Origin of the sequence: Rhodococcus sp. JG-3, from assembly GCF_000482405.1 — a bacterium.
Taxonomy (GTDB): domain Bacteria; phylum Actinomycetota; class Actinomycetes; order Mycobacteriales; family Mycobacteriaceae; genus Rhodococcoides; species Rhodococcoides fascians.
In genome coordinates, this window is the sequence record NZ_KI519398.1 from 2099123 (window position 1) to 2112090 (window position 12968).

The 12968-nt window shown below is 65.3% G+C and carries 12 protein-coding genes; 6 read left to right on the plus strand and 6 right to left on the minus strand.

The annotated features are described in order from the left end of the window. Position 1 precedes the first annotated feature (1 nt). On the plus strand, positions 2-877 hold the full coding sequence (gene rsmA / locus K414_RS0111445) for a 16S rRNA (adenine(1518)-N(6)/adenine(1519)-N(6))-dimethyltransferase RsmA (RefSeq protein ID WP_027496074.1): 876 nt from the start codon (positions 2-4) through the stop codon (positions 875-877). 10 nt (positions 878-887) lie between these two features. Here the strand turns inward: rsmA and K414_RS0111450 are convergent, their stop codons facing one another. Further along, entirely contained in the window at positions 888-1703 is an 816-nt protein-coding gene (locus tag K414_RS0111450; RefSeq protein WP_027496075.1) for a DNA/RNA non-specific endonuclease, read from the minus strand. Between the two features lie 12 nt (positions 1704-1715). After that, positions 1716-2705: a YafY family protein gene (locus K414_RS0111455; RefSeq protein ID WP_027496076.1), complete on the minus strand. Its 990-nt coding sequence runs from the start codon at positions 2703-2705 to the stop codon at positions 1716-1718. Positions 2706-2887: 182 nt separating this feature from the next. Here K414_RS0111455 and K414_RS0111460 point away from each other — a divergent pair, with 182 nt between their 5' ends. From K414_RS0111460 to K414_RS0111475, 4 genes are all read left to right on the plus strand, one after another. Beyond that, on the plus strand, positions 2888-3823 hold the full coding sequence (locus K414_RS0111460; RefSeq protein ID WP_027496077.1) for a 4-(cytidine 5'-diphospho)-2-C-methyl-D-erythritol kinase: 936 nt from the start codon (positions 2888-2890) through the stop codon (positions 3821-3823). Continuing rightward, the gene (locus K414_RS0111465; RefSeq protein ID WP_027496078.1) at positions 3823-5619 is read left to right on the plus strand and encodes an ABC-F family ATP-binding cassette domain-containing protein; all 1797 of its coding nucleotides are present in this window, start codon (positions 3823-3825) and stop codon (positions 5617-5619) included. Before K414_RS0111460 ends, K414_RS0111465 begins: the two co-directional genes overlap by 1 nt. Positions 5620-5698: 79 nt before the next feature. Continuing rightward, on the plus strand, positions 5699-6382 hold the full coding sequence (locus K414_RS0111470) for a DUF4166 domain-containing protein (RefSeq protein WP_027496079.1): 684 nt from the start codon (positions 5699-5701) through the stop codon (positions 6380-6382). A gap of 45 nt (positions 6383-6427) precedes the next feature. After that, positions 6428-7426, plus strand: a complete 999-nt coding sequence (locus K414_RS0111475; protein ID WP_027496080.1) for an enoyl-CoA hydratase/isomerase family protein — start codon at positions 6428-6430, stop codon at positions 7424-7426. 11 nt (positions 7427-7437) lie between these two features. Here the strand turns inward: K414_RS0111475 and K414_RS0111480 are convergent, their stop codons facing one another. The 3 genes from K414_RS0111480 to K414_RS0111490 form a co-directional block, all read right to left on the minus strand. Beyond that, on the minus strand, positions 7438-8049 hold the full coding sequence (locus K414_RS0111480) for a hypothetical protein (RefSeq protein ID WP_027496081.1): 612 nt from the start codon (positions 8047-8049) through the stop codon (positions 7438-7440). A 147-nt stretch (positions 8050-8196) separates the two neighbouring features. Then, the gene (locus K414_RS0111485) at positions 8197-8850 is read right to left on the minus strand and encodes a nicotinamide mononucleotide transporter family protein (protein WP_027496082.1); all 654 of its coding nucleotides are present in this window, start codon (positions 8848-8850) and stop codon (positions 8197-8199) included. Between the two features lie 9 nt (positions 8851-8859). Then, positions 8860-10542: a peptide chain release factor 3 gene (locus K414_RS0111490; RefSeq protein ID WP_027496083.1), complete on the minus strand. Its 1683-nt coding sequence runs from the start codon at positions 10540-10542 to the stop codon at positions 8860-8862. A 129-nt stretch (positions 10543-10671) separates the two neighbouring features. Here K414_RS0111490 and K414_RS0111495 point away from each other — a divergent pair, with 129 nt between their 5' ends. Then, a complete protein-coding gene (locus K414_RS0111495; RefSeq protein ID WP_027496084.1) occupies positions 10672-12306 on the plus strand; it encodes a fatty acyl-AMP ligase in 1635 nt (544 codons plus the stop codon). Here K414_RS0111495 and pth read toward each other — a convergent pair whose 3' ends face one another. Next, positions 12307-12900, minus strand: coding sequence for an aminoacyl-tRNA hydrolase (pth, locus tag K414_RS0111500; protein WP_027496085.1), 594 nt, complete (start codon positions 12898-12900; stop codon positions 12307-12309). Positions 12901-12968: the final 68 nt, after the last annotated feature.

The following is a 12968-nucleotide window of genomic DNA, read 5'->3' on the forward strand; positions in this document are numbered from 1 at the left end:
CGTGTCCGAACATGTGAGGGGAGCTGCGGCTCTGCTCGGTCCTGCCGAAGTCCGCTCTCTCGCTGCCGAGCTCGACGTGCGTCCCACCAAACAACTCGGCCAGAACTTCGTGCACGACGCCAACACCGTGCGACGCATCGTCGCCTCCGCCGGTGTCGGACCTCAGGACACCGTCCTCGAAGTCGGTCCCGGCCTCGGATCGTTGACGCTCGCTCTGCTCGATGTGGCCGACGCCGTTGTCGCGGTCGAGATCGACCCCAAGCTCGCGACCCGGCTGCCCATCACGGTGGCCGACCGCGCCCCCACCCTCGCCGAACGGTTGACGGTCATCGAAGCCGACGCGTTGCGCGTACGGGCCGAGGACATTCCGGGACACCCGACGGCATTGGTGGCGAACCTCCCGTACAACGTCGCGGTGCCTGTGCTCATTCACCTGTTCTCGGAGCTACCCAGCCTGCGGGTGGCCGTGGTGATGGTCCAGGCCGAGGTCGCCGATCGCCTCGCCGCGGGACCGGGAAGCAAGATCTACGGCATTCCCAGCGTCAAGGCCCGATTCTTCGGTGACGTCAAACGGGCCGGGGCAGTAGGCCGTTCGGTGTTCTGGCCGGTTCCCAAAGTGGAATCGGGGCTGGTGCGCATCGATCGCTACGCCGAGCCGCCGTGGCCGACCGACACTGCACACCGAAAGTCGGTATTCGCCGTCATCGACGCCGCATTCGCCCAGCGCCGCAAGACTTTACGAGCAGCCCTCGCAGGGTGGGCCGGTTCACCCGTCGCCGCGGAGCGAAGACTTCGCGAGGCCGGAATCGATCCCACGGCCCGCGGCGAAACGATCGACGCGGCAGCGTTCGTTCGTCTGGCGGCTACCGAGGCCTGACGTTTCGTCCTTACAGGTGAATGTCCGACAGTCGCGTCAGTTCGGTCCACTTCGACGCCTCGGCGCGTGCCGCTGCGACAGGTGCGTACCGGTCGGCCTCGGTGAGACTTCCCAGCTCCAAGCCGGTCGCCGACGCGATGTCTGCTACCGGAACCTGATACGTGCGGTACGGGCCGAGCGGTGGGGGATCGGTCTCGACCCGAAGCGGCTTGTCGAGAATCGGGTCGAGTGACGGCGACTGATCGAGCACGTATCCAGTGCACGCCGGTGCCGAATCCTGGGACCACGCGGCAATCTTGAAAAAGCGACGCGGTATGGCAATGCCTCGGTAGATCGGATCGTCGTCGGCGAAGATGCAGCCACTGAACACCGAGAGCCGTTGCCCGTACTGCTCGGCATGGCCCAGTACGTAATCCTCGAGCCCCAGCCACAGAGTTTTCGACTGGTTCAGGGTGGCCGTCTGCGGGGCGCACACCGTGTAGTGGAAGGTGTCGGCGTTGGCACGTGTCGCCACCGACAGCTCACCCCACACCGGATCTCGTCGGCGAACGAGATGTCCACGGTCGAGGTCGTTGTTCGAGTACAACTCGTTCCCCGCCTGCTGCGCTGCCGGGAGCCGCTCGTCCAGACGCCAATCATCGCCTCGCTCCACGTCTTTCAGGCTCGAGCCGTCGATGTTCACGCCGGTGACCGCGGCGAGGCGTCGGGCAGGATCCATGGACACCGAGAAATGCGTGTACGGAAGAACCACCAGGCCTGCTCGACCCGGCAGCGGAACGTCGATGTCGGCCAGGAAGGTCGGGTCGAAACCGAGTGGGGTCGTCATGGACCCATTGACTCACGCGTCGGTTACCGGAGGGTGAACCGCGGCGAGGTATCGCCGTTCGAGGGCCGCGTGACGCGCGGCGACCACGCGGCATTCCTCTTTCAGTTCCGGCGGGTCGAGCACGGTGAAGTCGGTGTCGAACGCCGCCAGCCAGCGGGCGATCGACGGCAGGGAGTCGCCCGAGAGCACCACCGCACACGAGGTGTCGTCGATGGATTCGATTGTGCCCCAGTGCTCGTCGATCATCGGGGCGATCGTCTCGATCGGCGCATGCAAGCGAATGCGCGCCTGAACCTGGGTGAACGCGCGGTCGATTCCCTTCGAGACGAACGCCGCCGCCCCGCCTGCAGGCAACTCTCGCGGGGTGAACCGCGGGCCGGTGGGAATCTTCGGAGTGAGCCGGTCCACCCGATACGACCGCCAATCCTGGCGCAGCACATCCCAACCCAGCAGATACCACCGCGCTCCCGCTCGAACCAAGCTGTAGGGCTCCACCTCACGTCGGGACTCGGAACCGTCGTGCTTGCGGTAGTCGAATCTCAGTCGCTCGTGCCCATGGCACACCGCAGCCACCGTCGACAACACCGCCGCATCCACCGCAGACCGCGGCGTGTGCTCCACCACGTCGATCCGGAGGGCGTCGAGCCGATGCCGGATGCGCGACGGCATCACCTGCCGCAGCTTCGTCAACGCACGCAACGACGCCTCGCCGATCCCCGCCACCGACCCACCGGCCGCCGACTGCAAACCGAACGCCACCGCCAACGCCTCGTCGTCGTCGAGCAACAACGGGGGCATCTCGGCACCCGGCCCCAACTGATAGCCGCCGCCGACGCCCGGCGTCGCATTGACCGGATAACCGATATCGCGCAACTTGTCGACATCGCGCCGCAGCGTGCGAGGCGTCACGTCGAGCCGTTCCGCCAGCTCTGCACCCGCCCAATCGCGCCGGGTCTGCAGAAGCGACAACAGCCGCAACAGCCGGGCCGAGGTTTCCTTCATGTCCACACAATGCCACCGAATGCGGACATCTTCGGTCCTCTTTACCGACCCGACCCCCCACCGGAGTCCACTCAACGTGACATTGACACCCGAAAAGTCCACCGAACGTGACATTGAGTACCCCCCAGGTGGGCCGTCTGATGGTGAACCCGGCCCATGTTTCTCCACTACTGTGGTTAAACGTGCTGTCTGTCGTTCCCACGCCCGTTGTCGTTCGGGCCCCGTCGAAGGTGAATCTGCATCTTTCGGTCGGTGACCTGCGTCCCGACGGCTTTCACGAGTTGACGACGGTATTCCAGGCGCTGTCTCTCTCCGACGAGTTGTCGGTCGTTCCGGCAAAGGGGTTGTCGGTTCGGGTGCGCGGCGACGACGCGAAGGTCGTTCCGACGGATGCGCGGAACCTGGTCTGGAAGGCCGCCGAGTTGTTGGGCCGTCGGGTCGGGCGCGAGCCGTCGGTGGAGATCACCATCGACAAGGGCATTCCGGTCGCCGGCGGCATGGCGGGCGGTAGTGCCGATGCTGGCGCGACGTTGGTTGCGCTCAACGCGATGTGGCATCTCGAACTCTCGCGTGACGAGCTCGACGAGGTGGCGGCCGAACTCGGTAGCGATGTGCCGTTCTCGTTGCACGGCGGGACTGCCGTCGGTACCGGCCGCGGTGAGAAGTTGCTTCCGGTGCTCTCGCGTAACAACTTTCATTGGGTTCTGGCATTGGCGAAGGGTGGTCTGCAGACCCCCGCCGTGTACGGCGAGCTCGATCAGTTGCGGGCCAAGGGCGATCCGCCCAGGCTCGGCGGCACCGAGGATTTGATGCATGCCCTCGCGTCGGGTGATGCGCGGGCCCTCGCCCCGCTGTTGGGCAACGATCTGCAAGCCGCTGCGGTCTCGCTGATGCCGCAGTTGCGTCGCACACTGAGAGCGGGTGTCACTGCGGGTGCGTTGGCGGGCATCGTGTCCGGCTCGGGCCCCACGTGTGCGTTCCTGTGCGCCGACGCCGATGCGGCGGTGTCGGTGAGCGCAGAATTGTCCGGTGCAGGCGTGTGCCGCACCGTCCGTGTTGCGAGTGGACCGGTTCCCGGTGCTCGTGTGGTCACTAGTGAATCGAATGGTTTTTCCTGATGGTCAATCTCGTCAATCTCGAAAACGTCAGTAAGTCCTTCGGCGTCAAGCCTCTGCTCGACGGCGTCTCGCTCGGTGTGCAGGAGGGCGAACGCATCGGCATGGTCGGCCTCAACGGCGGTGGCAAGACCACCACCCTCGAGGTTCTCGCCGGCATCGAACCCCCCGATTCGGGACGCGTCAGCCGAGTGAACGGACTGCGGATGGCCGTCGTCACTCAGCGTGGTGTGTTGCCGCCCGGGTCGACGGTCGGTCAGGTGGTACTCGATCCGCTCGGGATGGCCGAGCACGAGTGGGCCGGCGATTCGCGGGTACGAAACATTCTGACCGGCATCGGTATTGCCGATCTGGGTCCGGCCGGTAGCTCCGGACTGGACGCGCCGATCGACAACCTCTCCGGTGGCGAGCGTCGACGAGTCGCGTTGGCAGCAGCCCTCGTTCAAGATCTGGATCTGTTGGTGCTCGACGAGCCCACCAACCACCTCGACGTCGAGGGCGTGCAGTGGCTGGCCGCGCACCTGGTGAGCCGTCGGAGCGCGCTACTGGTCGTCACGCACGATCGGTGGTTCCTCGACACCGTCGCCAATCAGACGTGGGAGGTCGTCGGGGGTGGTATCGAAACCTACGAGGGTGGCTACAACGATTGGGTCTTCGCGCGTGCAGAGCGCTCCCGTCAGGCCGACGCATCCGAGGAGCGGCGTCGCAACCTCGCCCGCAAGGAACTCGCATGGCTGCGCCGCGGTGCTCCCGCGCGAACGTCCAAGCCCAAATACCGCATCGAGGCCGCCGAGGCGCTGATTGCCGACGTACCGCCGCCTCGTGACTCCGTCGCGCTGTCCTCCTTTGCGCAGCGCCGTCTGGGCAAGGTCGTCATCGAACTCGAGGACGCGCGCCTGGAAACTCCCGACGGCCGTGAGCTGGTCAAGGACTTCACGTGGCGTCTGGCTCCGGGCGAGCGCGTCGGTCTCGTCGGCGTCAACGGCTCGGGTAAGACGACGATGTTGCGTACGCTCGCCGGTGAACTGCAGCCCGCTGCGGGCAAGCGCATCCAGGGCCAGACCGTCAAGATCGGGTGGCTGAAGCAGGAATTGGACGACCTACCCAAGAAGCTGCGGGTCCTCGACGCGGTCAAGGAGGTGGCCGAGCGGATCACGTTGGGCGACAAGGAGATTTCTGCCGGGCAGCTCGCGGAAAGGCTGGGCTTCACCCCCGCTCGCCAGCGCACGCCCGTCGGAGACCTGTCCGGTGGCGAACGACGCCGCCTGCAGTTGACGCGAGTCCTGATGGCCGAGCCGAACGTGCTGTTGCTCGACGAGCCGACCAACGACCTGGACATCGACACCCTGCAGCAGCTCGAGGACATCCTGGACGGCTGGGCGGGCACGCTCGTCGTCATCAGTCACGACCGGTACCTGATCGAGCGCATCTGTGACTCGACGTGGGCACTGTTCGGTGACGGCAAGCTCACCAACCTGCCCGGCGGCATCGAGGATTACCTGCGCAGGCGGGCCGTCCTCGCCGCCGACGCGACGCCGGACTCGTTGACCACCGGCGGGGTGCCGCGGAAGGCAACCCGTGATGCGGCTTCGGAGCGCGCTGCCCGTAAGGAACTCAGCAAGCTCGAGAAGCTCGTCATTCGCCTGTCCAAGCGGGAGACCGAACTGCACGCCGAACTCGCCGAGGCTGCCACTGCGCCGGACAAGCTCGTGGCCCTCGACACCGAACTCAAGCAGGTCCTCGCCGACAAGGACGTCGCCGAGGAACGCTGGATGGAATTGGCCGCCGAACTGGAATGAGCGGCTCCGCCGCATGTGAGTGGTAACTCGTAACCTGCTACGAAGTTTCATGCACATGCGCGCAGCGCATACTGTGCACATGGCATCGGTCGTCGCAGAAGTGATGGGTTCGGATTTCGCTCGTCTGCATCCCAAGGTCCAATGGCGTTTCGGTTTGCAGTCCTCGGATCATCGGGCTCAGTTCGGGGTCGGTGTGATGGAGGAGATGACTCACTCTCGTCTCGTTCCTCCGCCGCTGCTGTGGGCCGGTCGTAAGCGAGGCCTGTTTCCTGCTGGGGTGGGCAAGGATGTGCCCTTCACCATTGCCAACTATGCGTACGTCGACGAATTGGGCCGCGAGACAATGTCTTTCGTGCGTCGCTTCGCGTTCGCCGCGCGTCCGCAGGGGATGAATTCGGTGATGGTGTCGTCGGCAGAATCCGACGCATATGCGCTCGACTACCTGGGGTTCTCGTCGGACATGGTGGTGCACACCACGTGTGCGGTCGACTCCGACGGCGGGTTGGTGCTCGAGAGCGAGGTGCCGCGGTTTCTGCTCGGTCCCATTGCGCCGAAGTTGCCGAAGGTGGCCTCTGCGGTCACGATCGGCCGGGAATGGTGGGACGCGGCAGAGGAACGGCACCGCATCGAGATCGAAGTCAAGAGCCCGATGCTCGGCCAGTTGTTCCTGTATCGCGGGTGGTTCACCGCCGAGGAGCGCGAGTGCCGTCCCGCCGACATACCGTCCGACGCGCGGCCGCGCTCGATCGAATCACGCGAATAGCGCTACTGTTACGCGTCGATCGAAGCAGGTGAAAGGGAGTCCGCAGTGGCCGTAGTCGAAGCCGAGGTAGTCGGTGGTGTCGGGCATATCGTCCTGAACCGGCCGGAGGCCCTGAACTCGTTGAACGAGGCCATGATCCACGGCATTCGTGCGGCACTCGATGCGTGGCGGGACGACGACACCGTCGGTTCGGTTCTGGTGACGAGCAGTTCACCGCGCGCGTTCTGCGCCGGCGGAGACATCAAGGCCATCAGGCAGGCCGTGATCGACGGCGACCGAGAAGCCGGACCGCGCTACTTCTCTGCCGAGTACGACCTCGACGAGATCATTGCGACGTACCCCAAGCCGTATGTGGCGGTCATCGAGGCCGCGGCGTTCGGGGGAGGGCTGGGAATCTCGGTGCACGGCAGCGTGCGGATCGTGACAGAGAACGCTCTTCTGGCGATGCCGGAGACGGCGATCGGATTTGTTCCCGATGTGGGCTCGAGCTACTTTCTGTCCCGGTTGCCCGATCACATCGGACGCTACTTGGCACTGACAGGCACCCGGATCACCGGATCCGACGCTGTGACACTGGGATTGGCGACACACTTCTGTCCCAGCGAATCCGTTCAGGCGCTGAAGGACGACATTCTCGGCAGCACCGATCTCGGTGCAGCGCTCGCGCGACACACGACCCCGCCGCCGACGACGGAATTGTCGTTCGACGCGAAAGCGGTGGCCACGGTGTTCGAGAAGACCTCGCTCGTCGACATCATCGATGCATTGGAGTGCGATACCGCGTGGTCTCGCACGACCAAGACTCAGTTGGCAACGCTGTCGCCGACGTCCTTGATGGCCACCGATGCCCTGATCGAGCGGGCTGCGGACAGTACGTTGCGGGAGTGCCTCGATCGCGAGTTGCGGCTGGCGACATGGATCATCACGGAACCGGACTTCGCCGAGGGGGTGCGCGCAGTGCTGGTCGACAAGGACCGCGCGCCGCAGTGGAAGCCTCTGGTGCTCGAGATGGTGCGACCAGAGGCCTTCCAGCAGCTGCTGTGACCGTCAGTGGGTCAGCGGTAACCCTTGGCGGGGTTCTGCAGGTCCAGCACGATGGTCTGGCCGTTGGAACGCACGTGGATCTCCGGGTTCTGCAGACCACCGGAGACGAGGTATTCGCCGAGGAGCTGAAGCAGCTCGTCGGGGCCGACGGAGGTGTCGGGGGTGCGGATGTCGCCGGTGCGGCTGCCGAGTTCGTTCTGGGTCAGTCGACCCGCGATACGAACCGAGGCGACGCCCATGGCGGTACGACGGTCGGGTGCCTGGCCGCGGCCGAGAGACGGCGACGTGCTGCCGCTGGAGGCGTGAGCGGTGGAACGGCCGTTGGTGGGCAGGCCGTGTTCTGAGATCTGATCGCTGGTGGTCACTTCAACCTCGTTCGATTCCGTGGCGGGCTTCTCTGATGCTGCGGGCTGTGGAGCGGATGCCGTGTCGGTGGACGTGACCACTGCCGCCGGGAAATCGGTGGTGGTTTCGGCCGCCTTCTCGGCGGGTGCAGCTACCGAGCTGTCGGTGCGGGCACCGTTGGACGGAGTGGAATCGGACTTCGGCGGCGTCGCCAAACGATGCGCGGGAGCGCCACCGACCTTGATCCCGGCCAATGGGTAGTTCGTTCCCTTAGTCATGTCGTTTTCCACTTCATCGTGATTCTCGGGTGGTTCCGCGCCGAGACGCCATGATCGGAGAACTCACATGACGCCCAACTCGGCGTCGAGCACGCCAAAACGTACTCGAAGTTTGTTCGGACAGCCTGAGAGTAGCATCACGATTGTTTAGATCGCCATTTTTTGGTCCAAAGGCTTGTTCTGGATCCTGAACCACACCACGAAACCCCAGGTCACAAACCCGGCGTATACCAAGTAGAGGACAGCGGACGGGTAGAAACCGGCGATCACCAGCAGCGGGACGCCCACGATGTCCACCGCGATCCAGATAAGCCAGAATTCGGTGAGCCCGCGGGCCATGCCGAACGTCGCCAGCATCGAACCGGTGAAGATCCACGCATCGGCCCACTTGCCGAACGAACCGAGGTACCCGAACAGCTGCGCGAACACGATCGTTCCGACGACTGCGACAGTGATCATCACCAGTCGCTCACGGGCAGTGCCCCAGCGTGGAACGACGGCGGCCCCCGAGTTCTTCGAGCCGCGCATCCACCGGGCCAGCCCGTAGGCGCTGACGGCAATGAACATCAGCTGCCGTCCGGCTTGTCCGTACAGATCCAACGCCTGCGGAGTGTGGAACACCCCGCCCATGAAGACGGTGAACAGCAGCGCATTTCCGATGATTCCCACCGGCCACGCCCACACGACTCGACGCATCCCGCCGACCGCGGAGAGCAGTCCGAAGGCGTTCCCGATCACCTCGCGCCACAGCACCGGGTGGCCCAGCACGCTGAATTCGGCGTCGAGCAGATCTGTCAGCACCGCGACAGGTTACTGATCGCCTGCGGCGACGAGGGGCTCGAGGGTCAGCTCGGGCATCTCCTTCTGGATGTACTGCAGTCGCCATTTGTCGCTGACGAGAGCCAGTAGGGCACCGTCGGTCCGGGTGAAGATCTCGACGCCGCGCTGACGGCCCAATTCGACGGCCGACGCCGCGTCGGTGCGCCGAGCAAGCGAGTAACCCAACGGTTCCATCCGAGCGTCGACGCCGAATTCGGTCTTCATTCGTGCGGTGACCACCTCGAACTGCATCGGGCCGACGGCCGCGAGAACCGGGGAGGCGTCGCCGCGAATGTCGTTGCGCAGCACCTGAACCACGCCCTCGGAGTCGAGTTGTTCGACGGCTCGGCGGAACTTCTTGTACTTGTCGGCGCTGTCGACGCGCAGTGCCGAGAAGTGCTCGGGTGCGAACGACGGGATCGGTGGGAACTCGACCTTCTTGTCGGTGTACAACGTGTGGCCGGGCGCGAGCGCGGTGGCGTTGACCAGACCGACGATGTCGCCGGGGTAGGCGTTCTCGACCGTCGTCCGGTCACGGCCGAAGACGGTGAGCGCGTACTTGGTGGTGAACGGCTTCTTGGTCTGTGCGTGCGTGACGACCATGCCGCGCTCGAACACACCCGAGACCACGCGCATGAAGGCCAGGCGGTCTCGGTGTGCGGTGTCCATGCCGGCCTGCACCTTGAACACGACGGCGCTGAAGGGATCTGTCACCGCGCGCACCCCGTCGGAGACGTCGGCCCGGGGGCCGGGTGCGGGGGCCAGCGCCACCAGGGTGTCGAGGATCTGGCGCACGCCGAAGTTCAGCATCGCCGATCCGAAGATCACCGGTGACGTCTGGCCGGCGAGGAACATCTCCTGGTCGTGTTGCTGGCCGCTCGAGATCAGCAGATCGCTCTCCTCGACGGCGGTGTCCCAGTCGACGCCCTCGCGCTGCGCGGCGGCCTCGGCCGTCATGAATTCTTCTGGCGCGATCGTGGCACCACCCGCAGTTCGGGTGAAGCGGATGTAACTGCCGTCCTGCACATCGAGCAGGCCACGGAAGTCACCAGCGATGCCGACGGGCCAATACAGAGGCGTCGGCGTCAGGCCGATGCGTGACTCGATCTCGTCGAGCAGTTCGAGCGGGGACTGACCCGGGCGGTCCCACTTGTTGATGACGGTGATGACCGGGATGCCGAACTGGCGGCACACCTGGAACAGCTTGAGGGTCTGCGGCTCGAGGCCCTTCGCGGCGTCGATGAGCATGACGGCCGCGTCGACCGCCGTCAGGACGCGGTAGGTGTCCTCGGAGAAATCGGCGTGGCCGGGGGTGTCGACGAGGTTGATCACGTTGGTGACCTCGGCGTCGGGGGAGGTCTGGTAATTGAACTGCAGCGCAGTCGAACTCACCGAAATGCCGCGCGCCTTCTCCATCTCCATCCAGTCCGAGACGGTGGAGCGACGGCCGGCCTTGCCGTGAATGGCACCGGCCTCGGAGATGACGCGCGCGTGCAGGGCGAGGGCCTCGGTGAGCGTAGACTTACCGGCATCGGGGTGTGAGATCACCGCGAATGTTCGACGCCTCGCGACCTCGAAATCGAGTTCCCTGGCCGAGTGTCGAGCGGGGCCGGAGTTCGGTCCTGACCCGTCGAGTGCTGCATCGACGTCGGGGGAACTGGGCGGGGTACTCACGAAGGCCTCTATCTCGTAGTCACGGCAACGGCAAAGGTCAAGGATACGCGGCCGGTAACGGTCACCGGTCATCGCGGGATTGCTTAGGGTGAGGGACGCGGAAGGACCGTCGAACGAGGAGATGACGCGTTGAGCAAGTTCACCGACGAGATGTTCGAGACCGCGAGCAGCAGCAAACGTGGTTTGGTCACCGGCGAGCCCGAGGCGGCGTTGCGCCAGTCGTGGGGTGAGATCCACGAGCAGGCGCGGCGGATGGCGGGCGCGTTGGCCGACGCGGGGGTCGAACACGGCGACGCGATCGGCATTCTCGCCGGCCAGCCCGTCGACATCGCACCTGCGTGCCAGGCCACGTGGATGCGCGGAGCGTCGGTGACGATGTTGCATCAGCCCACCCCGCGGACCGATCTGGCCGTCTGGGGCGAGGACACCGAAACCGTCGTCCGGATGATCGACGCGAAGGCGGTGATTCTGGGAGCTCCGTTCGACATCGCCGCACCGGTGCTCGTCGAGCGCGGCATCACTGTGCTGAAGATCGACGACATGAAGTCCGGTCGCGACATCGATCCGGTGCCGACGGCCGAGACCGACATCGCGCTGCAGCAGCTCACGTCCGGCTCCACCGGGTCGCCCAAGGCCGTGCGTATCACGCACGAGAACTTCTACGTCAATGCGTACGCGATGATCGATCGCATCGAGTTCGACGTCAATTCCGACGTCATGGTCAGTTGGTTGCCGCTCTTCCACGACATGGGCATGGTGGGCTTCCTGTCGGTGCCGATGCAGGTGGGTGCCGAGGTCGTGAGCATCACGCCGTTGGACTTCCTGCGCTCGCCACTGTTGTGGGCCAAGCTCATCGACAAGTATCGCGGAACAGTCACTGCTGCACCCAATTTCGCGTATTCGCTGTTGGCGCGTCGGCTGCGTCAGGCGGAGGACGATCTGGATCTGGATCTGTCCACGCTGCGTTACGCGTGGAACGGTGCCGAACCCGTCGACCCCGACACGATGATCGCATTGGCAGAAGCGGGTGCGCCGTACAAACTCGATCCGGCGGCCCTCGCGCCCGTGTACGGAATGGCGGAAACGACTCTCGCCGTGTCGATTCCGGACCCCGGCCAAGGGCAGGTGATCGACGTCGTCGACGCGGATCTACTCGAAACGCTCGGCCGCGCAGTCCCGTCCACCCGCGGCAACACCCGATCCCTGGCGACTCTCGGAAAGTTCGTTCCCGGTCTCGAGGGCCGCGTCGTGGACAAGGAAGGGCAGGTGCTCACCGCGCGCGGTGTCGGCATCATCGAGGTCCGCGGCAAGGCCGTCACGCCCGGATACATCACCGTCGACGGCCCCGTGCCGACACAGGACGCCGACGGCTGGCTCGATACCGGCGACGTCGGCTACATCACCGAGGACGAACTGGTGGTCGTCTGCGGCCGGGTCAAGGACGTCATCATCATGGGCGGCCGCAACATCTATCCCACCGACATCGAGCGAGCCGCGGGCACCGTCGCGGGAGTTCGGCCCGGTAACGCCGTCGCGATCCGCCTCGACGCCGGCGACAAACGCGAAAGCTTCGCTGTTGCAGTCGAAACGAACGATATCGACAACCCCGACGAGGTCAAGCGCATCGAGCGTGAAGTGATCCACGCGGTGCATTCGGAGGTAGGAGTGCGCCCGCGCACGGTGGCAGTCCTGGGGCCGGGCAGCATCCCGAAGACGTCGAGCGGCAAACTGCGACGGGCCAATTCGGTGTCGCTGCTGAACTGATCAGCGCGGGTGCACCCGATTCTGGGCGGCCTCGAGACCGACCTTCAGCAGTAGCTCGGCGGCGTCGGCGGCTTCTTCGATCACGACGCCGAGGTCCTTGCGTTCGGGCGTCGAGAAGGGCTTGAGCACGAACGACGCCGGGTCCATCCGTCCCGGCGGCCGTCCGACGCCCACGCGGACCCGCAGGTAGTCCTTGGTGCCGAGGTGCTGAGAAATCGAGCGCAGACCGTTGTGCCCGCCCTCACCGCCGCCGAGCTTGAGTCGCAGTGCGCCGAAGTCGATGTCCAGTTCGTCGTGCACCACCACGATGTTCGCGGGGTCGACGGAGAAGAACCGAGCCAGTGCCGCCACCGGCTGGCCCGAGAGGTTCATGAACGTTCGCGGCTTCGCGACGACGACCGAACGGCCGTCGAGCCGGGCCTGCACGATGTCGGAATTGGACTTCTTGTGCGAGGAGAACGACGAGCCGACGCGCCCGGCGAGTGCGTCGGCGACCATGAAGCCCACGTTGTGCCGAGTCTTGTCGTACTGCGGACCGGGGTTGCCGAGCCCGACTATCAGGGCGGGGCCGTTTTCGGTGCTCACGGGCGTCATTCTTCCATCGATGGTTCGAAACGAACGGCGCGCCGTCTCCCGAAGGAGAACAGCGCGCCGCTCGAGAT

Excerpts from the sequence above, each read along its gene's own strand:
- K414_RS0111450 (WP_027496075.1), bottom strand. The coding sequence starts at position 1,703 with ATGACGACCCCACTCGGTTTCGACCCGACCTTCCTGGCCGACATCGAC.
- K414_RS0111455 (WP_027496076.1), bottom strand. The coding sequence starts at position 2,705 with ATGAAGGAAACCTCGGCCCGGCTGTTGCGGCTGTTGTCGCTTCTGCAG.
- pth (WP_027496085.1), bottom strand. The coding sequence starts at position 12,900 with ATGACGCCCGTGAGCACCGAAAACGGCCCCGCCCTGATAGTCGGGCTC.
- K414_RS0111470 (WP_027496079.1), top strand. The coding sequence starts at position 5,699 with ATGGCATCGGTCGTCGCAGAAGTGATGGGTTCGGATTTCGCTCGTCTG.
- K414_RS0111465 (WP_027496078.1), top strand. The coding sequence starts at position 3,823 with ATGGTCAATCTCGTCAATCTCGAAAACGTCAGTAAGTCCTTCGGCGTC.
- K414_RS0111480 (WP_027496081.1), bottom strand. The coding sequence starts at position 8,049 with ATGACTAAGGGAACGAACTACCCATTGGCCGGGATCAAGGTCGGTGGC.